Origin of the sequence: Pseudahrensia aquimaris (genome assembly GCF_042676045.1) — a bacterium.
Lineage (GTDB): Bacteria > Pseudomonadota > Alphaproteobacteria > Rhizobiales > Rhizobiaceae > Pseudahrensia > Pseudahrensia aquimaris.
Genome location: NZ_JBHTJV010000003.1, coordinates 65,307 through 92,054 on the forward strand (window position 1 = coordinate 65,307; position 26,748 = coordinate 92,054).

At 52.2% G+C, this 26,748-nt stretch carries 11 protein-coding genes, 1 tRNA gene and 1 pseudogene; 7 read left to right on the top strand and 6 right to left on the bottom strand.

Going from position 1 to position 26,748, the window contains the following annotated elements; genetic code table 11:
• Window positions 1–126: 126 nt before the first annotated feature.
• Window positions 127–202 (top strand) — tRNA-Thr (locus ACFQ14_RS03865).
• A gap of 349 nt (window positions 203–551) precedes the next feature.
• Window positions 552–4,253, top strand: coding sequence for a hypothetical protein (locus tag ACFQ14_RS03870; protein WP_377211398.1), 3,702 nt, complete (start codon window positions 552–554; stop codon window positions 4,251–4,253).
• A gap of 132 nt (window positions 4,254–4,385) precedes the next feature.
• Here the strand turns inward: ACFQ14_RS03870 and ACFQ14_RS03875 are convergent, their stop codons facing one another.
• Window positions 4,386–5,930 (bottom strand): hypothetical protein, encoded by a 1,545-nt coding sequence (locus ACFQ14_RS03875; RefSeq protein ID WP_377211399.1) that lies wholly within the window; start codon window positions 5,928–5,930, stop codon window positions 4,386–4,388.
• Window positions 5,931–6,233: 303 nt separating this feature from the next.
• Between ACFQ14_RS03875 and ACFQ14_RS03880 the strand changes: the two genes are divergently transcribed.
• The gene (locus tag ACFQ14_RS03880) at window positions 6,234–8,009 is read left to right on the top strand and encodes an alpha/beta fold hydrolase (RefSeq protein ID WP_377211400.1); all 1,776 of its coding nucleotides are present in this window, start codon (window positions 6,234–6,236) and stop codon (window positions 8,007–8,009) included.
• Here ACFQ14_RS03880 and ACFQ14_RS03885 read toward each other — a convergent pair.
• Entirely contained in the window at window positions 8,006–10,474 is a 2,469-nt protein-coding gene (locus ACFQ14_RS03885) for a hypothetical protein (RefSeq protein WP_377211401.1), read from the bottom strand. The genes ACFQ14_RS03880 and ACFQ14_RS03885 overlap by 4 nt on opposite strands.
• A 146-nt stretch (window positions 10,475–10,620) precedes the next feature.
• Window positions 10,621–12,375 (bottom strand): alpha/beta fold hydrolase, encoded by a 1,755-nt coding sequence (locus ACFQ14_RS03890; protein ID WP_377211402.1) that lies wholly within the window; start codon window positions 12,373–12,375, stop codon window positions 10,621–10,623.
• 242 nt (window positions 12,376–12,617) lie between these two features.
• Here ACFQ14_RS03890 and ACFQ14_RS03895 point away from each other — a divergent pair, with 242 nt between their 5' ends.
• Window positions 12,618–16,319, top strand: coding sequence for a calcium-binding protein (locus ACFQ14_RS03895; protein WP_377211403.1), 3,702 nt, complete (start codon window positions 12,618–12,620; stop codon window positions 16,317–16,319).
• 146 nt (window positions 16,320–16,465) lie between these two features.
• Here ACFQ14_RS03895 and ACFQ14_RS03900 read toward each other — a convergent pair.
• Window positions 16,466–17,191, bottom strand: a pseudogene (locus ACFQ14_RS03900) (IS3 family transposase); the annotation flags it as partial.
• 2 nt (window positions 17,192–17,193) lie between these two features.
• Between ACFQ14_RS03900 and ACFQ14_RS03905 the strand changes: the two are divergent.
• Entirely contained in the window at window positions 17,194–17,478 is a 285-nt protein-coding gene (locus ACFQ14_RS03905) for a hypothetical protein (RefSeq protein WP_377211404.1), read from the top strand.
• 117 nt (window positions 17,479–17,595) lie between these two features.
• Here ACFQ14_RS03905 and ACFQ14_RS03910 read toward each other — a convergent pair whose 3' ends face one another.
• A complete protein-coding gene (locus ACFQ14_RS03910; RefSeq protein ID WP_377211405.1) occupies window positions 17,596–21,207 on the bottom strand; it encodes a beta strand repeat-containing protein in 3,612 nt (1,203 codons plus the stop codon).
• Window positions 21,208–21,401: 194 nt separating this feature from the next.
• On the opposite strand from ACFQ14_RS03910, the gene ACFQ14_RS03915 reads away from it, so the two are divergent.
• On the top strand, window positions 21,402–21,740 hold the full coding sequence (locus ACFQ14_RS03915; RefSeq protein ID WP_377211406.1) for a hypothetical protein: 339 nt from the start codon (window positions 21,402–21,404) through the stop codon (window positions 21,738–21,740).
• A 135-nt stretch (window positions 21,741–21,875) separates the two neighbouring features.
• Window positions 21,876–23,144, top strand: a complete 1,269-nt coding sequence (locus tag ACFQ14_RS03920) for a LuxR C-terminal-related transcriptional regulator (protein WP_377211407.1) — start codon at window positions 21,876–21,878, stop codon at window positions 23,142–23,144.
• Here ACFQ14_RS03920 and ACFQ14_RS03925 read toward each other — a convergent pair.
• Entirely contained in the window at window positions 23,110–26,745 is a 3,636-nt protein-coding gene (locus tag ACFQ14_RS03925; protein ID WP_377211408.1) for a beta strand repeat-containing protein, read from the bottom strand. The two genes, ACFQ14_RS03920 and ACFQ14_RS03925, sit on opposite strands and share 35 nt — an antisense overlap.
• Between the last annotated feature and the right edge of the window lie 3 nt (window positions 26,746–26,748).

Consider the following 26,748-nt stretch of genomic DNA (forward strand, 5'->3'; position numbering starts at 1 on the left):
CATATGGCCCACTAAGGCGAGGTATACGAAGAAAATCGATATGCTTTTCCTCAAACACTCGATGGTGCAACTCGTGCCAACAACATTCGTTGACAGAGCTTTCAAAATCCGTATATCGACACCAACGCCCTTATAGCTCAGCTGGTAGAGCAACTGATTTGTAATCAGTAGGTCCGCGGTTCGAGTCCGTGTGGGGGCACCATTTTTCTTGAAATAGTTTTATTTTGATTGCCTGACCCAGCGTTGCCGCAAGCGCTTGGGTTGCCCACTTGTACGCTTTTTCAAAAGCCGTTCACGAAGTGTGACAAAAGTCACACTGCTGAAATTCATAGCCCATATGGGCGATTGCGGCTTCCGCGACTGCCGTTCACGATGTTCTGCAATGAATTACCGTTGTTTTTCAACGGTCATTCAGGAATTCGGAGGAGGACGGCGGTTTCGGCTGCTTATCATTTCAGTTTTGCATCCTCTGAAAATTAGCGCGCAAAAACCGGCGAAAGCGGGTCGAGCCAATGACGGGGCATTGTCTGCTAACACCTAGGGAAAATACTATGACAACCACACCGCTCGAATGGAAAAACCAGTTTCAGGTAAATACTTTTGACGACGACGGGAGCCGCAACGACCAATTTCAAAGCCAAGTCACACAATTGACCAATGGCAACGTTCTCGTTGTATGGGCATCAAATGCTGATCCGTTCGCAGGACCGGGATCGACAGACAACACGGACATCATTGGCCGGATATTTGATCCGCTAGGCAACGCTGTTACGGGCGAAATCCAACTGAACTCCATAACTGGCGGCTTAGCCACCAGTGCCGGCTTTCCAAGCATCGACATCCTGCCTGGCGGCGGGTTCCTTGTCTCCTATCGCTCCTTCTTTGCTTCCTTAAGCTCGCCCAACCTTTCACTTGAAGTTGATGTGTACGACAATTCGGGCAGCTTCCAACGCAACATTCAAATTGCAGACATAAGCAACTTGCCGCTTGGGAGTGAACGGCTGGAACTTCCAAGAGTGGCCGTCGCGACCGACAATTCCGCGATCATCACCTATGGTTCAGACGGAGACGTACTGGCCACAGCTTTCAACCCCAGCACCGGCGCAATCATTGGATCTGAGTTTAAAATTGCGGACCAGAACGTTGGGGACTTCAACGGCGCAGACATCATTCGGTATGCCAACGATCTCTACGTTGTGGCGTTTGCGGATCGCGACTCGGGTGTCGATGAAGTCTATTTTGCCCTTTATGATGAAAACGGTAATGCCGTCACGGTCGCTCCGATCCTCATCTCCAACGCCACTCAACAGGCCAGCGATCCACGCATTGCGAAACTGTCAAACGGCGACATTGTGGTTTCTTGGGACGTTAATAATTCCGGCGGAACAGATTCCGGCGTGCGTTTTGCGATTCTGGAGAATGTTCTCTTCGGTTTCAGCGTCGGCGCCACGCAAAACCCGCTGACAACGACAGCCGGTAATCAGGTTCATTCGTCGATTGTTGCTTTGGAGGAAGGCGGGTTTGTCATCGCTTGGTATGACGAAAACTCTCACGACATTCTGGCCCAACGCTTCGACAACAACGGCAACGAAGTGGGTGTCGAGTTTCCGATCGTCCAATACATAACATCCGAAATAACCAACATTGATATGGCGCAGTTGGAAGATGGTCGTTTTCAGGTCTCTTGGACCCGCAATACGTCCTCTAACGATGCCGATGTTGAAACCGCGATTTGGGATCCTCGTGACACCGCAAACGATATTCCGGTCTACGACAACAATGCGATTATCAGCACACCAAGTGGCACGATAAACCCCGTCCCGGCAGCGGGCGAAAACATGTATGGCTCGGATGGCAATGACACGTTCTGGCTCAACACAGACAGTCCAAGAATTGGTGCGACTTATGATGGTGGTGATGGCACTGATCGCGTCGGTCTGGTTGGACCTGGCACATACAATTTTTATTCTGGTGGAACGGATACGGTGTTCACAGATGTGGAGACCTTCCAGTTTAACGCTGGGGGGTCAGCTGGCTTAAAAACTGCACTATTGACCGATAATCAGGCGCTGCAATTCGAGACTTTTGATTTCGCTCAGGGGGGCGCAGACAAAGCCGATACTCTGGTTATTGCAGACACCAATTCCGGCAATACGTTTGATCTCTCGGGTCTAAGCATTGTTGATTTTGAGAGCCTTTACGACGAAATCAGAGTTCGCGGGTTTGGTGGCGATGACAACATTACCGGCACCACGACAAACGACACAATTCTTGGCGGCACCGGTCTTGATACGCTTGATGGAGATGGTGGTCTGGATACGTTGGACACCTCCGACTCCGGGTATTCCGGCGATGTGTCGATCAACTTTATCACGGGCGCAATCACCAGCAGCCAGGGAGCAGAAACAGCCGTCAACTTTGAGAACTTCAGCGGGTCATCTGCAAATGAAACCGTCGTTGGCACCGATGCTCATGCAAATGAGATGTATGGCGGAGGGGGCAACGATACTTTTGACGGCGGTGATTTATCCGACCGTCTCTATGGTGAAGGCGGCAATGACACGTTCATCATCAGAGAAGCCGATGACATTGACGATGGTTTCGAAATAATCGACGGCGGCTCGGGAACAGATACGATTGCAGTTGGCGCAGGTGTCACAGGAAACCAAACCTACAATCTCCGGCAGGACAGCCTCAGCAGCATCGAGGCCTTGGATTTCTACGGAGCATTAACTGGTAGTGTTTCCGTCCAGACGGCTCAATTGACGGCCAAACAATTCAACGATGGTGACATTTCGTTGACCAGTAACATTGATGGTTTTGACTTTGCCGGTCGGGAAGAAATCCTTGAAGTGTTCCTGACCAGCAATTCGGAGATTGATCTCAGCGGATTGACCTTCTCGAACTGGAACACCGACGATGACCTCGTTCGTATCAACGGGGACGCGACTGGTGAAATGATAACAGGCACGATCACAAATGACGAAATCAACGGAAATACCGGTGATGACGTTATGTTCGGCTTCGGTGGTCGGGACATTATCAATGGTGGCAGTGGTAACGACACCATCTACCTCCAAGGAGAGGCTGATAAGGGCTTTGGTGGCAACAATGATGATACTTTTGTTGTCACCAGCATTGTGACGCATTTTGGTTCCACTGAAAGCCATACTATCGACGGCGGTAACAACACTGACACGATTGACTTCAGCAGTTGGACCGATGCCACAACACTCAACCTCGGCGCTGAAACCTGGGTAAACGATCTGACCGGCGTGAACATTGCTGACACCATAGAAAGCATTGAAAACGTGGTTGGTGGTGCCGGAAACGACACGATCATTGGCGACAGCAATGTGAATGAACTGGACGGCGGCGCGGGTAGTGATGATCTTGATGGCGGGATCGGTGCTGACATAATGCGCGGTGGGATCGGCAATGAAGAGTATTACGTCGACGATTTTGGCGACCAAACAATCGAGAACGAGGGCGAAGGCTACGATCGCACATACGTCAACGGTCTCGCCTCTTGGACCCTATCTGCCAACAACGAGCGATTGACCTTCACCGATACCGGCAACCACACCGGCAAGGGCAACGAACTCGACAACCGCTTGGAGGGCAATGCAGGACTCGACAAGTTCCTATTGGACAGTGGGGGAGCCGATATCTTCTCTGGCGGATCAGGGAGCGACTCTTTCGACGCCCGTCTTTCCACCAACGGCATCTCAATCAACCTCATCACGGGCATTCATGGTGGCGATGCCACTGGCGATACATTCGCCTCCATTGAGAAATTCTTTGGCTCGAATACCGAAGATGATTTCATGCGCACAGGTGAGGCACGGGCCGATTTCTCGGGCTTTGGTGGCAACGATACGCTGATTGGCGGGAATTCCATTGACAAGGTCAACGGCAACGCTGGCAATGATACGCTCTTCGGTGGCGCTGCCCGCGATACGCTGAACGGCGGCACCGGAAACGACATAATGAATGGCGGATCAGGAAGGGATACTTTCCTTTATGTCGATGCAGCCTTTGGTGAAGATACCATCACCGATTGGCAGGATGGCACAGACGTGTTCCGCTTCTTCTCCGCAGTTGCCACCGACTTCTCGGACTTCACCGTTACGGGCAACGGCACGAGCACCGCGCGGATCACCCTCAACGCAGACACTTCAAACTTCGTGGATATTGAAGGTTCTGCCGGATCGCTTGTCACCATCGATGCGAACGACTTCACGTTCTACTAGGATGAGGGCGTCCCCCTAAGGCGGATTGAACAAACTTAATGAGGCGGTCTGGAACCATCCAGACCGCCTCTTCTATTGTTTCTGCGTGCAGTCTTGCCCTGTGGTCGTTTTTAAACCGAACGACCGCTGATTTTAGTAGAACAGGAAGTCTCCAGCGTCGATTGTAAGGGCAGAGCCATCGTGGCTGTTGATATCGATGTGATTTGACGTGTCACTTTTCAGTGTGACGCGGACTGTAGCCGAATTGTTGTTGCTGATCGTGAAATCGCTGAACGAGTCGGCGACTGCAGAATAGAAGCGCAGGTAATCGAGCCCTTCCTGGTAATCAAAAATGACATCTTGGCCAAAGTCGCTATCGACAAAACGGAACTGGTCGCGATCATTGCCTCCGCGAAGATCATCGTCGCCGGTGCCGCCATGGATCGTATCGCGTCCATTACCGCCGCGCAGATCATCGTCGCCACCATCACCACGCAAATAGTCTGTGTTGTTGCCGCCATATAGCCTGTCATTTCCGTCCGAACCGGAGAATCGAGCCCGGCCATCGCCAGCGCGCATAATATCGGCGGCGCTGGAGGAACCGATGAAGGTTTCAATCGAAGCGAAGAAGTCGCCCGCAGTTGCGCCTGCGTTGGCGTCTTGATTGTTCAGGTATACACGAATGCCTGTATCGGAGGATCGGGCATCAAATGTGTCCTGCCCGGAGCCACCGGAGAATGTGTCCGCGCCACCATCGTCGATGATGAATTTGTCTTTGCCTGCATTGCCGCTGAACCGATTATCTCCGCTGTTTCCGCGCGCGGTATGGTTGCCGTTATCAGTGAAAATCAACCGCTCTGTGTTTGAAGGCAGGGTGTAAGACGACAGATCGGTATAAATCACATCATAGCCCTGCCCCGCTTTCTCGACGACTTTGTCACTTGTGTGGTCCACCCAATAGCTGTCATTGCCATTGCCGCCCGCCATCGTGTCCGCGTCTGTGCCGCCATTAAGTTTGTCGTTACCGTTGTGACCAAATAGCGTGTCGCGACCAGCGCCGCCAAAGATTTCGTCGTTGCCATTATAGCCGCGATAGGTGTCATCCCCGTCTAGCAAATCAATGACATTTGCAGTGTTGTCGCCTTCCAACACGTCAGAGCCGTTCGTTGGGGTGACGCCTTCAATAATCGGGCCACCACTGGCATCGACTTCTTGGCCAAACCAAACGTGCGCGATGCCCTTATGGATGGCAACGCCAATTGAAGTGAATGGAAAGCTCGCCCAAATTCCCTGGCTCAACATGACATCGTTGTGAGGTGCCGAACCTTGCCAATTCGCCAAAGCATTTTCTGCAGTCATGGTCGCGGTTGCGACAGACGTGCCAGAATAGCCAGTCGATATCTCGTAGCCATTGCCTGTATAGCCCGTTCCAATGCGCTCCGGTGCATCCCACATGTTGGCGTAAGTAGAGCTATCACCGCTTACATAGGGCGCATCACTCCAGCTGTGACCGGAATAGACGCCCATATTGTACACCGTATCCAAGGTGTGGCGGCTCGCCGTAATCGTGAGCGCATTTGACAATGCAAGCTCTGTCTGGCCGTTCGCAACGCGGTAGGCGTTGATATAGTTGAACAGCTTCAGCTCTTCGGCGTCTATCGTGTCTTCGGACGTGTCGGTGTAATAGTTGATTGGCATATCGCTCTCCCGTGTTCACGATCATGCATACAACGCAGAATATGCTTTGAATGTGATATCCATCACAATTCAAGGCTCCCCGTTTTGCCCATCAATCCGGCTGTCTAAGCCATGATGCTTTCGCCAACGGCCATGTCCACACCCCCAATACATCCCGACGAGACTTAGCCGTAACGCGCCGAACTTAAGGCCTAATTGGTCTGGGACAACGCTGGAAGGTTGTGGCAGAAACGTTCATAACCCAGATGGGCTACAATTGTTTTCAATGTGACGTTTCCTCACAAAGCAAGGCAGAAAGCGCGGATGGAGCAGGACGCAAAAAAGAAGCTAATTAGCGAAATTTATGAAGTGGTGCTCGATCCAAATCGATATGACCACTTCATGGGGCTATGGGACGACTACATGGAAGGCCAACTTCCTGCGTTGATTGAAGACTATGAGAACGACAGGATAAACCCCGAGACCAGCCATGACCCTGAAATCGCGGAGCATTTCCAGCGCTCGTTCGAGATCATGGAGCGCTTATCACTCGATGCCAAAACGACGACGACGGTGAAGAAACTGACAGACGGCAACGATATGCCAACAATGGTTTTTGACCGATTGGGGAATGTTGTTGGCCGATCTGATACTGCTTCAGATTTTTTCGGCCCAGCAACCCGCTTGCAAGATATTTCCGACGCATTTGAACCGACCGACCTGAAGGAGCTAGCCACTCTGATTACCCGCGTTGAGTCCTCCACTGTGCTTCAGCAGAGCTGTGTGGTGCGATTGACGAGCAGAAACCATTTGGAAGCACTTGAACCCAACAACGAAAGGTCGGGCATTGCAATCGCAAAGCCGCAATATTTCGAAGACCATGATCGGATGTTCACAGTGCTGACCACGCTGGAGGTTCCGTGGAGTAAGCAATTGGAAAGTGTGCTGGAACGCACGTTCCAGATAACCAGTAGCGAAGCAGAAATTCTGCGCGGACTTTGCCGTGGTATAGCTCCCAACGATCTGGCGGACCTTCGGGCACGCTCGCGTCATACAGTGCGTGCGCAGGTAAAAACCCTGTTGCGTAAGACTGGCTGTCGCAGCCAGTCGGACCTCGTTCAACTCACCACGAACATCGCAAGCCATGTCGCCAAAGTGGGCAATGTTCCAGTGGGAATGCTTCGCGAGCAGTTTTTGAACTTGGGCACCATCACGCATGTCCAAGTCGATAAAGAGTTCTCCATACCCGTACATGAAATTGGCCCGGCAGATGGCAAACCGGTGTTCTTTATTCACGGTGTTCTGGACGGTGTCGCCGTGATCGGATTTCTGACACGGCTTCTCAACCGGGCGGGTATTCGACTCATTGCCCCTGTTCGCCCCGCTTTCGGCTCCTGCCCTTCGCGCTATGAAATCAAAACCGCTCCGACGGAATTCGCCGATGATTTGATACGAATAATGGATTGGTATGAAATTCCACGCGCTCCAATAATTGGGCATATGTCAGGCGCTCTTTTTGCTTTTGCGGCCGCCAAACGACATCCAGGCCGTGTCCAGCATGTGTTGAGCGTTTCTGGTGGTGTTCCGATTGTCTCAATGAAGCAAATGGCGATGATGAATACCCGTCAGCGCATAGTGGCCTTAACAGCAAAACTCACTCCTTCCCTGCTCAAACCGATCCTACGCGCTGGTATTTCACAACTTCGCAACGGCGATGAAGATAAATTCATGAGGTCGCTTTACGTGGAAGGATCGCCGGATTGGAAACTCATTTCAGATCATCCAGACATTCGAGCCGCGATCAAAGAAGGATATGACTTCGCCGTCGCGCAAGGACATCGCGGCTTCGAAATCGACGCGAGCCACGTCACTCGGGATTGGTCGGAGTTCATTGACGGCCTTCAATGCAAAGCGACCCAGGTTCACGGCATTCACGACCCTGTGGTGCGCATAGAATCCGTGCGAGAGACAGCCGAGCGATACCCGCATTTGGAACTGATCGAGCTGGAAAAGTGCGGGCAATTGCTGTTCTACGACAATCCCCAGTTGATCCTGTCCTTACTCAAAAAATTGTGCGCTGAACCAGAAATAGCTGCCTAATAGAAAACAAAGTCTCCAGAATCCACATTGATCGCAGCGCCGTTATCACTCTGCAGAGTGATGGAGTTGTTGCCTGTGCCATCATTTAGGGTCAGCAGAACAGAAGAAGTTCCGTTGTTTGTGATGGTGAAATCAGAGACGCTATCTGCAACCGCGCTAAACACCCGCAGATAATCGAGGCCGTCTTGATAGTCTGTGATCGTGTCGTGATCGAATTCGGCAAAGACATACTGGAAATAATCACGACCAGCGCCACCACTCAAAATGTCATCACCCGTAAATCCACGCAGGCCGTCGCGGGCTCCCATGCCGGAAAGAACATCATCACCTTTGCCGCCGTCGAGATAGTCGACGCTGTCGCCGCCCGTTAGGGTATCGTCGCCGCCGAAGCCGTAAAACTTGGCACGAGCGGCTCCAGTTTGCATAGAGTCGTTGGCGATGTTGGAGCCCCAAAACACCTCGATGGAAGCAAACAGATCACCAGCAGCATCGCCTCCATGAGTGCCACTTTGAAGATCAAGTTCTAGGCCGAGTGATCCCAGTCGCGCGTCAAAGGTATCCTGCCCCTGCCCGCCGGAGAAGATATCGGCCCCGCCAGCATCAAGAATGAATGTGTCGTTTCCTGCTCGCCCGGCAAATCGGTTATCCAAGGCATTTCCCTGACCAGTGTGATTGCCGTCATCAATGAAGTTGAGCCGCTCCAAATTGTCGCCGAGCATATAAAACGAAAGGTCGGTGTAGACTTCGTCGTACCCTTCATTGGGAAGTTCAGTGATCGCGTCATCGGCATTGTCGACGAAGTAGTCGTCATTGCCTGTTCCACCAATCAAGGTGTCCGCACCATCCCGCCCGTCTAGAACGTCATCGCCGTCATTGCCCATAAAAACGTTTGCGCCAGCTGAGCCAATGAACTCATTGTCTTGGTAGTTGCCGATGGCATTTTCGAAGCCTGCAAATGTTGAGGCGTGGGCTACAAAGATTTGGCCGGGAGCGCTGAAATCAATGGCGTTGGCACCATTGAACGATTGTACTGAGCCGGAGAAATCCAGCGTGTCGTTGTCCTCACCACCATCGTAATTATCGCCATTCAAGAAGGCCAGAATGAACAGATCGTCCCCCTCTTCGCCGCGGATGTCATCAATGCCGTCAGCGAGCGAATCAGGGGAAAATGGAACTCCGACGGGCGAGTTTCGAAACGCATCCAATAGATCAGCTGGAATTTGGCCGTCGATGATTGTGTCATCACCATCGCCCGCTTCGATGATATCATTCCCCGTGCCGCCGTCGATGCGATCGTTGCCGTCGTCTCCGTCGATGCTGTCGTTGCCCTGAAATCCAAAAATTACATCATCGTCATTGGTTCCGTTTAGGTTGTCGTCAGCGCCGAATTCATAGCTAACCACCCGATCCTCAACCAAAACGCTGGCGAGAAGGAACGTATCACTGCCTGATTGAGCAAATTGGGCATCAGATACGGTCAGCAGATTTGCTTCGCTGGTCGCAAGCTCCAATGAACCATCGGCAGACATATGATAAATGCTGATTGAGCTGGACAGGTTGCTGGCGCTGGCAATGAAAGTCTCCCCTTCGACTTCCACAACCGACAAGCTGTTGACGCCATTAAGTATGGAACTGTCCGTGCGAAATAAATGGCTTAGAGTGCCTTGCGCGTTCACTTCAAACACGCTGATTTGGTCGCTGAAAAATCCGGCGGCAATGAGAAACGTCTTGTCTCCAATGGAAACGGTGATCATCGAGTGGACTTGTTCAATCTCGGTATCTGCGGTGTCCACGATGGACGAAAGGAAGATCAGATTGCCTTGATTGTCCAATTCATAAACGTTGATGGAATCGTCGTTGTTTCCAGAAACAAATATGTACTCGAAACCATCGAAGAACTTTGCGCTTGCAAGCGCCCACGCACCATCCAGCAGTGCTACAGAATTGCCGGAGACGTTTGCGGTGTTTGTTAAAGTGCCGTCCGTTTCAACGCGAAAGACGCTCAAGCCATCGTCGTTGCGTCCTGTTTGAACGACAAACTGGTTGGCAGCATCCATCTCGATGAACAGTGGCTTTCCCACGTTGTAGTCCAGCGAAAGGCTGGCATCGTCAGCAACATTCTCCACCCACGTCAGCGAACCATCACCGCCTATTTCAAACACGGTGATACCATCTTCGTTGGTGCCATTCACATAAAGAAAATGATTGCCGTCTTGAATGCCGGATACGAGGCTTGATGCGCCACCCAAGAGAAGTGAGGTGCTGTCTTCAATGGCTTGCACGAACTCGAGATCACCGTTGGGAATCAACTCAAAGACGCTCAAGCCCTCCGTCTGGCTCGCGATATAGACGAATTTGCTACCAGCGATTGAAACGATTTCGATCCCGATGGGGCGCGTTAGACTGGTATCGTTCTCGTCTTCCACCTCATCTCGTTCAACAAGATCTCCAACAATCAAGGCCATCGCTCGCTCTCCCAGCTAAGTCGCTGAAGAGTAGTTACGTTGCGTACGCAGCGCTTATGAATAGCCCATATTGGGTAAAATCGCCGATCTCTTGGGAATTTTTGAGTCTTGGCAGACGAAAAAACCGCTTTGGAGCAACAAAGTCGCTAAGCGACGACAGGTTGCGCTGCTGATTCCAATTGTTTCGCAAAGCACTCTACGATGACCTCAGGATGGGTGTGGAGAATGTTCTGGCCTCCGTTTTCAACCCTTTCGAATGTCCAGCCCGGCACGCTCTTGGCGGTTGCCGAACAAGTCTCAAACGGGACTGATCTGTCTTGAACACCATGTATGAAATGGCGCTTGTGGGAGCCTTTGAAAAAATCCTCCGCAAACGGTGTCGCACCTGCCTGACAATCGTGAATAAAGGCGCTGCGACCGCTGTCCATGAGATGCCTCATGCCCGCCTTAAGGATGCTAAAAATCTCCGGATCATCGAGACAGGCCAAGTCGCCCGGCGCTCGTGCGAAAATCTGAGAAAGGCATTTACGTTCGTTACCCTCGCGCAGGTAACGCTCACCCATTCTTGCAATGAAATTCATGGTCGAAGGTGAATAGCGCGCCGCGAGCATGGCTATTCTTTGCATGTTGTTTTGCTGCCTCAATTGCTCCGTGAATTCGACAGGCACCACACCGGAAATGCTGATCGCGCAAGCTATGCGGTCAGGATGGCGAGCGGCAAAGCGCGACGTGATGTAGTTGCCGATCATGTGGGAAGCAATAACGGCTTTATCGATCTTGACCGTGTCGAGCAGATGAGCCATGTCGTCGACGCTGCGATTTGTGAAATCGACCTTGTCTTTCGCGACCGGCGTTGCTCCGAAGCCAGGGCGGGACGGAGAAATGACGCGAAGGTTTTGTTCGTGGCACAGTTTCTGAAACCGTCTGGTCGCAAAAGGACCCTGCAAAAGCCCGTGAACAAACAAAATCGTTCTTTCCGGCGACGCAGATTTGATGCCCGCCATGTCGGTTACACCAAAGGATTGCCCCCTGTGCTGCACCACTGCGGGTGCAGGCGGCACAAATGAGAACCCGACAGGATCCGCAGCGTTTTCGTGCACATCAAATTTGTCGGATAATGCGATAATCTCGCAAGCCAGCCGCACAAGAGCAGTTGTATCTTTCAACTGGGTCTTTGAGAGAATGGATTTTATCTGACTGCGCACCGTCTCAACCGAACGCTCGGTTTCGACCGCAATATCCTTGGGTCTCTGGCCCGTCATTAAAGCGCTAACTACCTTGGTTTCGGCCGATGTCAGACCAAAATTACGTTTAAGGGCTTCGTCGGTGAAGGCGTTCCATTTCAAGTGATCGAAAAACAGGATTGCGATTCCGGCCTTAGGGAACGGCCGGATGTTGCACAGTTGTATGTCAGCGTTTTCGTCAAGTTGCACAAAGAGCAAACGATCTCGGGGGCCTTGCTCGGTTTCGCCCAAGACTGTTTGTATTGCCTGCAACAGCGATTTTTTCTCACTGTCGCGCATATTGAGCGTTCGGATATGGCGATCCTCAATTGAACCAAGACTGGTCTTGGCCGCTTCGCTGATGGCGAGGACCTTCAGGTTCTTGTCTACGGCAAGACAAGCCAAGGGCCCGTCTATGAACTTCTGAATCTGCTCTTCGTCAGTGTTCTCAACAATCCTGTCGTCCAACTGCGTTGCAATAGCGAAGTGTGTCTCAAGCTCTTCAAAAACACTGAGTCGGTCTGGCATTTTGCCCGTTGTGATCTCAGAACGCGCCAGCATAGTGATGGCCTGATCAAGATCGCTAAGCAGGTCACCGTATTCTTTTCCCTGAAGCCGGTAGGAGTACACAGTCTCCAAAACCGCCATCGTGCCAATGTCTTGCTGTTGGTCGCTCACGCTTTTCCTCTCTCTATGTGACTTTTCTCACACCGCGACGAACACTTGCCCCCTTCTCGCGATCCATCACCAATTTGGGTGATGTTTGAAAACGCCATCCTCTCCAATCTTCAGTTTCAGCGCATTCGTTTTACCGATGTGTGCGCCCTGCATCACAGATTAAAGCGCAACTCTGCGCTGGTCTGTGAAGAAGAACACACTGCGCTTTTTTGGCGCAACAAACCATTTGGAAGGTTTAGACCATGCTTACCACGCCCCAATTGTGGACTTCCCTGCCCTCTTACGGAACACCACTATTTGAACGAACCGATGCTGTGGCAACTCAAATAGACTCGATATTCGGTGAGTCGATTATTGCTGCGTTTACTCAGGATAACCGGGACTTCACCTCGCCGGGCCAACCTGTGAATGGCTCCAGTGTTTTGGCTTGGCGCTATACCGCTTTGGGGGAAGCTATTGGCACAGCCCCAGTGGAGCTTTCCACCCAAGCAACGGATGGCTTCGCTTACGATGCAGATATCGCATCGTTCGAAGGTGGCCATACTTTCAACTCTGGCCAGTCTGCCTTCGCGGTCGTTTATACTCATGACTATGAAGACAGTTTTGGCGTTGCCAGAACGCGAATTGTCTACGAACAGTTTGAGCGCGATGGGGACTTCCGCGCATTTACGGTGCTGGCGAACACAACCAGCAGTTCCGTCTCTTCTTTATCCGAGCCAAAATTGGCAATCGGCAGCGATGGGCAGGTTCTGGCCGTCTGGGTGCAGAATGGAGATGTGGTAGGCGCGAACATCGACGCATCAGTTCCCCGCATTGAAGAGCAATTCAACATCTTCAATGGCGATCCAACCAACCAAATCGATGGTCTGGCAGTAACCGCACTGGAAACAGGCAAATTCGCTGTCAGCTTCGGCGATGTTGATACCAATCCTGACAACGATGACCTCTATTTGAGCCTTGTGGACATCACATCTTCCGCTGTTGTGAACAGTACGATCTTGTCCGAGCAATTTGACGAAGAGGGCATGCCCAGCATGGCGACGCTACCGGATGGCGCGATTGCTCTGGCTTGGATCATTGACAATACCGGCGGTACGGACACCGGGATACGCGCAATTGTTCTAGAAGCGGACGGCACCGTTCGTCGCGATACGTTCACCCCGACGACGGATGCCGGCAACAACCAACTGCTCGCAGAAGTGGTGGAGAGTGGCGATGGCGGTTTCTATGTCTTGCACTATCAGGAAGATGAAAGCGTCATCAAGGCGCTGCGTTTCGACAGCCAAGGCGTTCAACAAGGTGCAGAGAGCAATATCAGCTTTGGATCCCAGATCTTCTCTGATCTGGACGCGAAGCTGCTTTCGGATGGCCGCTTGATGATCAGCTATTCGGGCGGCGATGGCGGTATATTGAACCCACACTATGCGTTCAGTCAGATCTGGGACCCACGAGAGAACGCAAATGCAGAAGCAACGACCAGCGGCTTGCAGGTGGGCACGCCGGACAACGACGACTTCTTCTTTGATCGTGGCGCTTTCACCATTGATGCCTTTGAAGGCAATGACGCGTTGCGTTTCAATCCGGGCGATGCAGACTTCTTCGTCATCGCGAAAGCCGATGGTGGCATAGGCACCGATCGCTTGATTATGGAAGGTGACGGCACATTCGATTTCACTCGGCAGGTAGCTGATCGATATGTCAATTGGGAGACTTTGGCTTTCAACGAATCTGGTAGCGGTGAAAGCCTTTCAAAATGGCGTGCGGACCAGATCGGTCAATTTGAGACGTTCGACTTCTTCTCTAACCCGAACACGTACGAAACAATCAGCATCGAAATGGGATTGGAAACAACCCTTGATCTGCGGGGTGTTGACGTCATCGATCAGACGCCATTCGTGGATCGCGTTCTTATTATTGGAGACGGCGACGCAGAGAATATCACCGGGTCGGAGGGCCGTGATCACATCATCAGCAACGGTGGCAATGATGGCATCGATGGCGGCGAAGGCAACGACCTGATTGAGGCAGGCGACGGCGGCGACACCGTGATCGGCGGGCTTGGTGATGATGAAATTTACGGCGGCGCTGGCAGTGACGATTTGTTCGGCGGCAGCAACAATGACACCATTTTTGGCGGCTCGGGCGACGACTTTATCGAAGGAAACTCGGGCAACGATACCATCGTCGGCGGCCTTGGCGAAGACACGATGGATGGCGGCGCTGATGTCGATCTTCTGGACCTTTCGCAAGGGGACAATGGCGGCTTGGGCTGGGATTTTGATATGGAAAGCGGCGTTTTGTTTAACGGCGTATTTAACCAGTCAGCTGTGAACTTTGAAAATGTAATCGGCACTTCCATCGGCGACAACATCAAGGGCAACGCAGAAGCGAACCACATCATGGGCGGGGCTGGTGCTGATACGCTGAACGGTCGTGGCGGTTTGGATACGGTGGATGGTGGCGAGGGTGATGATCTAATCATCATGCAAAGTAGCTCCTCCCCGAGCTACGCAGCATCGGGTATCGAGACGGTGATTGGCGGCAGCGGTTTCGATACAATCATCATGTCAGGTTCCGGGACGATGGATCTGCGTGGCGATGCAATTTCAGGCATTGAGCAGCTTCAATTCGGTTCGGGCCTCGACAACACGCTCGTACTGGATGCAACGACCGTGCAATTCGGCATGACGTCGAACGCGACGATAAAGGGGTTCAACAGCCCACTTGCTGGTGCACAAGACAGAGTTCAAGTCGATTTGACGGGCGATGAAGATGTCGATTTGCGGAAATGGCAATTCGAGGACTTCGACTACGAAACCGCCGTCAACGCGCCTATTACCGAAAAAGATCACATCCAAATCTTCGGCGGTGCTGGCAGCAATAAAATCGAAGGCTCTATCACCAGTGACATTATCAGTGCCGCTGCTGGCGACGATGAAATTTGGGGCGATATCGGCAACGATTTCATTGATGCGGGCGAAGGCGCTGACACAGTCTATGGCGGTGCTGGCTACGATATTCTGATCAGCGGCATGGATGCAGATATCGATCTCCTGTACGGAGGAGAGGGTCGCGACCAACTGGTTTCATTCGGTGGCCCCGACAAGCTCTACGGCGGAGCTGACAACGACGTCTACTTCCTCACTGGAACCGATGGCGCCCGCATATTTGAAGATGCTGATGAAGGCTACGACATCATCAATGCTTCAATTCGTCAGGTCTTAATGAGCGACAACATAGAGCGATTGAACTTCACATCGGACATCGACCACGTTGCCCGCGGCAATGAGCTAGACAACCGCATAAACGGCAATGCCGGCGATGACAAATTCATCATTGATGCGGGGGGTGCCGACATAATATCTGGCGGTAGCGGACGCGATACATTCGATGCCCGCTCGTCCAGCGAAGGCATTCGGGTTTATCTCAACAACCAAGACTTCAACACCGCTGCTACAGCAGGCGATTTCTTCGCTTCGATTGAAACCTTTATCGGTTCATCAACCGCAGACGACGTAATGCGTGCCGGAGATGGTAGAGCCCGTTTCTCTGGTTCGGGCGGAGAAGACCGCCTCTTTGGCGGCAACAACATCGATTTCCTGCAAGGTGGAGATGGTAATGACGACCTTCGTGGCGGAAATGGCAGAGACACACTCATCGGCGGCAGAGGAGATGACGAGATGCAAGGCGGTAAAGATCGTGATCAGTTCCGCTTTGTTGACAGTGACTTCGGCCAAGACGCAATCTTGGACTATCAAGATGGGTTGGACACGCTCCGCTTCTTCTCCGCAGTTGCCACTGACTTCTCGGACTTCACTATTACTGGCAACGGCACTGCGAATGTAACAGTGACGCTGGACGCCAATCCTGCAAGCCAGATCGAGTTGACGTCGGCAAACGGCAGCAACATGTTGATCGATGTTTCAGATTTTCAATTCTATTGATCGACGAGAATTTGCAACCCTTCAGATTGCAGCCTAATTTTGCAAGATAAAAACTTTTAGTCTGCAAACTCAAATAATTAATGGGTCGCTGTTCTTTGTATCAGCGACCCATTTTTTTGCCTTCGCCAAAATTTTGAAGAGAACGAAATCAAAATTATTTGCTGAAAATGCCACTCTATAATGCAATTGCACTTTGTTTTTTCGTTATCGGTTAGGTGACACACGAAGTCGTACGACCAGACGTGGTTCGTATGCGGTGCTCGAAAATGGATACACGTGTGATCATCCAGCCACAGACGTCCTCGCTTGGACTGTTTGCTGGTATCCTTCCGCCCCTCACGCCACCAAAAGCGTTCGATGCGTCCATCACCAACAGTCAATCCCGCATTTCGCAAAAGTGCTACTATGCAACGGGTGCCGCATCGACCGTATTGTCGAGCCAGTTAGATCATGTCAGCGACCAGTCGCTCTTCGTCTTCTCGACCTCGTGGCACATGACGCTTTGTGGAGCGATGTTGACCAAGCACACGACAAGCGCGACGTTCGGAGGCGCCCAACTCATTACGTACCCGGTCAATGCACTTGCGACGACGTGCGGGGCTTGAGACACTTTCCCCGCGCAGCTTCCGCCAGTATCTAATTGTCCAGCGTCAGATGGGAAACAGTCCTTTGAAGCTGCTCGTTCGCCTTCTGAAGCTTCTTCAGCTCTTTCAGTTGATCTGTTCCCATCCCGCCACACTGTTTGCGCTGGCGGTAAGAGATCTACTAACCTGACGGATTGCATCAGGACAGGGCATTCCCTGTCCTGCCAGCATATCAACCTGACGCAGCTTCGTGATAATCTCCTCCGGTTTGTGACGTTTGCAACCCATCTGTGGTCCTCCTTCTACTCAACAATAGGGTGGACCAATTCATTCGGGGACGATCGATTTTTGCTGGATTCGATCACGATACCATCACTGACTATCTAGATGGCCTCGATTATCTGTGCGCATTCTCCAACGTGGCCGATGAGGTCTCCGACTTCACCATTGCAGGCAACGGAACTTCGACAGTGGTTTTAACGCTCAACGATGGAACTGGAGACAACACGATCACGCTTAACGGCGAAGGCGGATCAAACGTCACGATTGATGCAGGAGACTTCCAGTTTTATTGATCGCAGAACGCTATACACGGCGCTGATGCTGGTGCTTGCGAAAAAACAGAACCCCGCCGCCACACCCATATGGCGCAACGGCCGGGCTACTCCTCCACCCCCCAGTGGTCTGAAACCCTAGTAGAACTGAAAGTCTGAGGCCGTTAGCGTCACGTCCGTACCGTTGATGCCGTTCACGTCAATGTAGTTGGCAGGCGCGCTGTCCAGCGTCACACGCACGGTTGACGTGCCGTTGTCCGTGATTGTGACATCACTGAAAGACGTAGCCATCACGTTAAACACTTTAAAATAGTCGAGCCCGTCCTGATAATCAGTGATCGTATCCTGACCAAAAGATGCCTGCACAAAATTAAACTGGTCTCGCGCGTTACCACCAGTCAGCATGTCGTTGCCTTTACCGCCGTTGAGCGTATCGCGCCCGTTACCGCCGATAAGCGTATCGTTGCCATTGTCGCCGCGCAGGAAGTCAATGTTGTTGGCCCCAATCAACAAATCGTCGCCATTGCCACCTTGAAAACGGGCCCGCCCATCGCCACCGCGCATGATGTCGCCATCGGTGATGGAATTGGAACCGGCGAAGATTTCGATGGATGCGAACATATCCCCCTCCGCTGCGCCGCCATTGAGAGCCTGATTGTTCAAGAAAATACGGATTTCGTTATCGCTGCCCCGGGCATCGAAAATATCGACACCAGGGCCGCCGGAGAATGTGTCCGCACCTCCTTCATCGATGAGGAACCGATCGACACCTGCATTGCCGTTCAGGCGATTGTCGAGTTCGTTACCCTTGCCTGTGTGGTTGCCGGTGCTGGTAAAGATAAGCCGCTCCAGATTGTCACCGAGTGTATAGCTCGACATTTCTTCAACGTAGACGAAGTCTTCGCCCTCACCTTCCAACTCCGTAATCGTGGACGCGATCTCTCCGGTTAGAAAATACTGGTCGTTGCCGGTCCCACCAATCATTTCTGTTTCCAAACTACCGGAGCGAAGCAGGTCGTTGCCGCCGAGCCCCATCAATGTGCTCGGTCCAAAGGTTCCCAAAAAGCCGCTATCCGTGAAGCCCGTTATGTCGTCGCTGTAGATTGAACCGGTAGCGTTTTCGACGCGGTCGTAAGTATGGTCGGTAGCCGCACCACCAAAGCCATTCCCGCTGTTTCCCCCGCCGCCAATCTGTGAGGACAGACTTAAAGATGCCCCTTGTGATGCGTTCTCGTAAGAAATTGTCTGCACGCCATCATTGCCGATAATACGCAAATCAGTGCCTTCGTTGGCGATGATCTTCTGATTTGCAGTTGCTGAATCATTTCTGACAATAAATTGGTCCGAGCTCGTCCAGTTCGTGAAGGTGAAGCCGCTCGCATCAAACGTGTCCGTCTCGCTATCGAGGTAGACTGTGATTTCGTCAGCGAAGTCATCGGTAACACGACCCTGGATCACTAAGTCATTGGCCAAGCCCGTGCCAAACTGGGATTGATTGAACTGAAGATGACGCCCAATGAAGTCGCCCGGATTGGATATGTCTCCAGAAATAACCTGCTCGATTCCTGCAAACTCGACAGTTCGGAAGTCAGTGATGAAAGTTCCGAAGTTTACATCGCCACCTAACACGGTCACGGTATCGAAGTCGGCACCGCCATCGATGATTTCTGTGCCACCATCTAGATCGTTGCCAGTTGACGAGTTTCGTATGAAGAATACATCACTGCCGGCGCCGCCATATGTGGCGTCAGCTCCAAGGCCGCCAATAATGAAGTCATCGCCGTCATTGCCTTCAAATACGTTGGCTGTGGGGGTCGTTGTAGCGTCGAACAGACTGTCCTGCACTTCTGAACCGATGACATTTTCAAAATTTTCGATTGATGCAACATTGCTCGCACCACCAACAATTGAAATTGAACTTCCTACGTCCCTAAACACAACTGCTCTGGTAAAGCCGGTCGTTGCACCAGTCAGATCTATCGTGTCGATGCCGTCGTGACCGTCGAGCCCGTCGGTGTTAAATACCCCTTCTGCGCCCAGCTTGAATGTGTCGTTGCCCACGGTTCCCGTGATATTATTTTGCTGTAAGTCAGGCGTGATGTTAATTTTCACGCCTCGGTCGGTGCCAGCCAAAAACGGCGTGTAGGAAACAAGACTAATTCCAGAGAGATCGAAATTGGCCTGCCCGAACTTTGTTTCAACATTGATGTCAGCTCTGAGGGCAAGGCCACTTCCAGATGCAAACCCCATCGTGGGTATAGAGGACAGTTCATCTCCGAAAATCGTCAATTCAGCAACGGAGGTGGTGATCGATTGTCGATTGAAAAATAAGTCTTCAATACTTGTGATTGAGGCAGTTGATTGGGTGAAATCGAATGTACCGGTTCCAAAAATTTGCAACTGGTCGGTTCCATCGCCTCCATCGTAGTTCAGCGTTGAAATGCTGTTTCCGCTGCTCCCGTTGCCGACGATCAGCGAATCATTTCCCGTATGGAGCGCATATTCGACGCCATCCACGGCCGTGATGATGTCCACGCCAACAGTGCCGACAACGAGATTGTTGGTATACGCAGGGTTTGCCGTATTGGCTACATCGCGCGGGTCGAAAATAGCGAAGCGGATATCGTCATCGCTGGCGCTGAGTTCCCGTGTCCAGGATATTGCGACGCGGCCGTCTTCCAGAACTGTTGCATCCAATTCCTTGAGGAAATTGGCCCCGCTAACAACTCCAAACTCGCCTCCGTCGAATGAGGTGTCCGCATTAAACCGCTGCCCCCAGATGGTATCGTCAAAATCGTCAAAGCGGAAGACAATGAAATCGCCATCCGGCAGCCCGACAATAACAGGCGACAATTGCGGGCCCAAAGTGCTGGACGATGCGAGGAAGCTGCTTTGCGACAACGAACCATCGGCGTTGCGAATTGCGGCACGAACTTCAGTATCCCCCCCCGTCAACTCTCTGACCCAGGCAATCGCAAAACGACCGTCGCTGAGCGCTGCAACGCTGGTATCGGAGTTTTCACCATTCGAGTAGACAGAGATTTCGCCGGAAACTGCGGTTCCGGTCGTGTCATATATTACGGACTGCACAATATCGCTGAACCCGTCGACATCGCGCACCCAGGACACGACAAAATTACCGTTGTTCAGCGTTGCGATGTCCAGCCCTGCAACCGTGTCTCCTGGGATAGGTGTTTCAGCGATATTGATCTGACCGCCAAAACCGCCGGGGTTCAGGATGGTGCCGTCAGCCAGCAAGATATTACCATTGATCGCATCGTTAGCCTGCGTAACCCAGACATTCATCGAAATATCGCCGGATGAGGCCGCAGCGATTTCGGATTGAAAAGTGCCGAACGGGTCAAGAACATTTGATGTCACAAATGCCAGATTGGCATCGTAAGTCGCGATAAAGATATTGTCCTGCATCCCGGCCGGATTGGCGGCAAAGTCGACACGATATGTTACGCGGAAGCCGCCATTGGCCAATGCCGTAATGGCAGGCCACTCTGCATCGTCGCCAACCGCACCCGGGCTGAGCAGCACATTGTTTTGCAGAAGATTGCCGAGCGGATCGTATAGATCAGCCGCAATATCTGTGCCGCCTTGCGACGTGTTGCCGGAATTGTCAGCGGTCTCGTAAACAACAAGAAAATTGCCGTTCGTCAGTTGCGTTATGCTGCTGCGCTTTTCATCTACGAACGATGTAGCCACAGGTGTGTTGCCTAGCCATTGAACGGGTGCCGCCATGATAGTCTCTCCTCAGTGGAAACGGCGAGACGCACGCGGCTGGCCAGTTTTGATCTGTTCACTTAACCCCAACGCTGAATCATTTTGCGCGAAATCCGGGGTGCCCTCCCGATAAATCTATCGGGCCTTCAGCTTGCGAGCATGATGCATATGTACTATTTCGGTGGTCTTGTTGGTCTTTTTTGGCGTTTTAAGTGAGCACATCCACCGACCAATTGGTCAGCAAAATCGGCGACCTCGTCAACCAACCGCATCAATACGATGGCTTTATCGAAGAATGGCGACGCCATATCGCTGATCTCGATACGGTTGAAGAACAACACGAGACCGACCGTTTCACCATAATCGAAACTGCGGCACTAAAAGCCCTATCCGACATGAGCGAACGGGATGACAAGCCAGAAGGCTCTCAGGTCGTCAATCTGGAGATGCTCAAAACGCCTGCCTTCTGTATCAGCGCTCGCGGTACAATCTTGGCGCTTAATGATGCGGCGTGGGCGACCTATCAGGTTGAAATTGGCAACAGTGTCTAGGCCATACGGCTGGAACTAGACGCAAGCGAAGCGCTTTCAAGCGTAATCGGGAAAATCATAACTTCAAACACAACCGGAGAGAGCTTCGCCCTCAAGCGATGTACCGATCCGCAATCAGGTCTGCGGACCAGCCTTGTGGTGACCAAAATCCCGGGCACCGGACTCGATGAACCGATGGTGCTTGTCAGCGTTGAAACCAACGAAAGCAGCGAGGCTATGAGCGATCTGTTGGCAGATGGCTGTGGCTTGACCGAAACCGAAGCGGCTTTGCTAAAGCTGTTTCTGGAAGGGCGGCAGTTTGCAGAAATTGCCGAAATCCGAAACCGATCCACCACCACAATCCGCAATCAAATGCAGTCGATTTTCGAGAAAACTGGATGCGCCAGCCAAAGCGAGTTGATGCGGCTGGGCTACTCGCTAACCATTATGGTTGGTTCAATCGGAACGGTGCTGGAAACGCGGTCTCGCCCCCACAGACGCCGCTTCGATCTTTTGCGTGACAGCGGCAGAACACTGAGTGTGGAGATGGCGGGCAGCCCGACCGGTCAGGTCGTGATTTCACTACCAAGTCTGTTTGGCCACGCCCTGACTCCGGCAATTGAACAGCAATTCGCCCTTGCAGATATTAGAATGCTCTGCGTTTCCAAACCCGGAACGGGAAAAACTGACACCCCTGCCAACGGCATGTCGACTGATGAGTGTGTGGCACGCGACATTGAGGCGGTGTTGGATCAAGTCGGGGCCGAGCGCTGCATTCTGATGGGTCGCGCGTCCAACGCCTATCTTATTTTTCTTGTCGCAGGCCTCATTCCCCACCGCATAGAGCGGGCTTGTGTGGTCAATGGCGTAATGCCCAAAACGTTTGAGGAAAGCGCCCATGTGGCATCTCAATGGACGCGCTCCCTCATCGAGGCAGCTAGGCGATCACCGGCTTTGGCTGGGCTCATTTTACGCTCTGGCAGACGGTTGATGCAGTTGCTGGGAAGCAAACGGTTCATTGCCCGCATGTATGAAAATTCACCTGTTGATGTGGCTCTCACGGAAGATCCTGACGTTCTGGAATCCATCGAAATCGGCTCGCTGATGACCACTGAACAAGGGTTCGAGGAACCCAGTCGGGATATGATCCGCGCGATGTCAGACTGGTCTGATTATGCCAAATCATGCCCTCACAAAATAACGCTGTTTCAAGGTGCGTTTGACCCAAACGTCTCACAAACGGCTTCCACCCGTTTCGCACAAGCCTTTCCCGATGCTTGTGATTTGCATCTCGTGGAGGACGGTGGCGGGCTGATGAATTACTCGCACGTGCCGATGATCGTTGATTGGATTAAGCGTGGTACAACGCCCTCCAGAAGAGCTGGGTCCTCTAGTAGAACTGGAAGTCTGAGGCCGTTAGCGTGACGTCTGTTCCGTTAATGCCGTTGACGTCAATGAAATTCGATGTATCCGAATTGAGCGTTAACCGCACACTGGATGTTCCGTTGTTGGTTATGGTGAAATCGGTGAGATCCGTCGCGATTGAACTGAAGATTTTGAAATAGTCTAAACCGTCTTGATAGTCGGTTATCGTGTCTTGCCCGAATTGCGCTTGGACGAAGTTGAACTGATCGCGGGCGTTACCGCCAGTCATCGTATCGTTATTGCGCCCACCATTCAGCGTGTCGCGGCCATTACCTCCGATCAGGGTGTCATTGCCATTGTCGCCGCGAAGGAAGTCGATGTTGTTCGCGCCAATTAAGAGATCGTCGCCGCTGCCGCCTTGGAAGCGTGCACGGCCTTCCCCGCCTCGCATGATGTCCCCTTCCGTCAGGGAATTCGAACCTGCAAAGATTTCGATTGAGGCAAACATGTCTCCCTCAGCCGCTCCGCCGTTCAAACTTTGATTGTTCAAGAAAATACGGATTTCGTTGTCGCTGCTGCGGGCATCAAAAATATCGGTGCCATTGCCGCCTGAAAACGTATCTGCTCCGCCCTCGTCAATGATGAAACGATCGACGCCGGAATTGCCGTTGATGCGGTTGTCACCGGCGTTTCCCTTTATCGCGTGATTGTTGGCATCGCCCAAATTCAGCCGTTCGGTGTTCTCCGGCATCGTGTAGCTGTAAGCGCCGCCAGATATGTTTACGTTGAGAATATCAAAACCTTCATCGACAAGCTCAATGACGACATCGCCGAGATCATCGATGAAATACTGATCGTTGTCAGTTCCACCAGTCATCGTGTCCGCATCAGCGCCGCCATCGAGTATGTCTCGCCCACCCCCGCTCTGGATGAAGTCAATTCCTGCGCCAGTTTTGATAACATTGGCAAGAAAATTGCCGCGCACGCTATCGTTGCCAATTCCGGTTTCGACGTTCTCGAATTCTTGAATGGAGTCGCCAAGACTGCTTAAGCCGAATATCAAGTCGACCGAAATATCGACGGACACATCATCGAAAAGCACGGTATCGATGCCGTCGCCACCATTCATAGTGTCAATTCCATCCCCTCCTCGAATGATATCGTTTCCACCGCCGCCGGACAGACTGTCTGCGCCCTCATTCCCATCCAAGGTATTGGCCAGATTGTCACCGACGATCACATCGGCGTTCGCGGTACCCGAGACATTCTCAACATTCTCAATTGTTTTTTCTGAGCCAGCTATGTTGGTCCCGCTGTAAAGCCCATCGGCCAAATTGACCGTGTAGCCAGAAAACAGGTTGTTCAACTGCAGTGTATCGATGCCATCCCCACCGTCGATGGTGTCATTCTCGCCATCACCGAAGACCTGAATAATATCATCCCCGGCACCCCCGATTATCGTGTCTTCGCCGTTAAGCCCGTTAAGAATGTCATTACCACCACGACCGATGAGCACATTGTGTTCAAACACCTGTCCGGTGAGAACATCATCAAAACCGGAGCCGGTAATGTTCTCGAAACCGTTGAATACATCTCCATCAGCGTGCCCGAGCCCTGCAGACGCATTGGCTGCTGTGCCGCCCGGAAGGCTCACAATCACGCCGCCGTTCGACAATGAATAGCTAAGTGTGTCGGAGTCGCCATCGTTCCCGCTGAGTATGTCGGCCCCCAGACCGCCCTCGATCGTGTCGTCCCCTGCCCCACCAGAAATATCATCGTCACCATCGCCGCCAAAAACGGTATCGTTGCCACCCTCTGTCAGGATGTTGTTGGCAAGAGAACTGCCGTGGATTACATCGTCGCCGCTGCCGGTTTCTACGTTCTCAAAATTGATCGCCGTCTCTGAAGTGTTCGTAACACCCGTCGTCATATCGAGTTCGTAGTCGATAAAAATATTCAGCGATTCAGCAAAAGAACCAAAAACTCGCAACGTGTCCGTTCCATCACCACCATCCAACTGGTCATCGCCTAGCCCACCCGAGACAATGTCATTACCATCGCCTGCATCAACGATATCCATTCCACCATTCGTATTGATGACGTTTGCCTGGTCGGTTCCTACGATAACGTCATCGCCGTTGCCGGTGGTCACATTCTCGAAGTTGATGGCCGTCTCGGCAAAATTCGTCACTCCGGTTATAAGGTTCAATTCATAAGCGCCGTTGAACTCGTCAACGAGCAAAGTGTCTATGCCATCACCCCCGTCCATGATGTCGCTTTGATCGCCACCACGAATTGTATCGTTGTTGTCACCGCCGTTAATCGTGTCGATGCCTGCACCACCGTCAACTACATCATTTCCCGCACCGGCATTGATGACATCGGCTCCACCATTGGTGATGATGATGTTAGCTCCAGACGTGCCAACCACGGTGTCATTCGCAACACCCGTGGTAACGTTCTCAAAGTTGACCGCCGTTTCGTCAGTTTGACTGATAAACGTGACCGGATCCCGTCGGGATGTTGCACCTGTTGTTAGATTGATTTCATAGCTGCCAAGAAAATCGTCCACCAGAAGCGTGTCATTTCCCGATCCGCCATCCATGGTGTCGGCGCCTGCACCACCGCGAATGGTGTCGTTGTTGTCACCGCCATTGAGCGTATCAGCACCGTCACCTCCGTCGATAATATCATCGCCGCCTTCGCCATTGATCGTATCGGAGCCGTTATTGGTTATGATCACATTGGCGCCTGAAGAGCCCGTCACGTCGTCATTGCCGACGCCCGTCGTCACGTTTTCGAAATTGATAGCGGTCTCAATTACTAGCAGCGGTATGCCGCCATTGTTAACAATCTCGAATACATTGGTAACACCGTTGGCGAGATTGATCGTGTAGTCGATGGTCAATTCGTCAACCAGAAGGGTGTCGATATCATTGCCGCCATCTAATGTATCCGCACCAGCACCACCGCGAACGATATCGTTTCCGTCGCCAGCGCTGACGGTGTCACGACCGCCATTGGTGATGATTGTATTGGCGCCTGACGTTCCAGTGACCGTGTCATTGCCGTCCCCGGTGGTGACATTCTCGAAGTTTACGGCTGTCTCGGCCGAATTGGTGACGCCGGTGACAAGGTTGATGACATATGTGCCGTTAAATTCATCAACCAGAAGCGTATCGATATCGCCCCCACCATCCAGAATATCCTGACCGGCGCCGCCCCGGACGATATCGTTTCCAAATCCCGCATCGATTGTGTCGTTGCCTGCGCCACCGCTGAACACTTCGTCGGCGTTCCCCCCGAACAAGGAATCATTCCCACTGCCGGATCGCACAACTTCGAAATTTCGCATGAAGCCACCGAAGTTTGTGAAACCGGTAGCGAGAGAAAGGGTGAGGCTGACGGTCAGGTTCTCTGCATTGATGGTGTCAAAACCCGCCCCGCCATCCAGCTCATCGCCCTCGGTGCTGCTGGCATCATCAAGAAAAAACAGATCGCCGCCGATACCACTGCGTACCCGATCAAACCCAAGGCTTGCCCGGAATGTGTCGCCGAACTGATCCTGAAGTTCTGCAACGGTCCCCCCAGAATAGCCAACCAACAAGCCGGTGTCCGCATCCGCAAAATTGTCGAACTGATTACCGATAAATACCGCCATGAT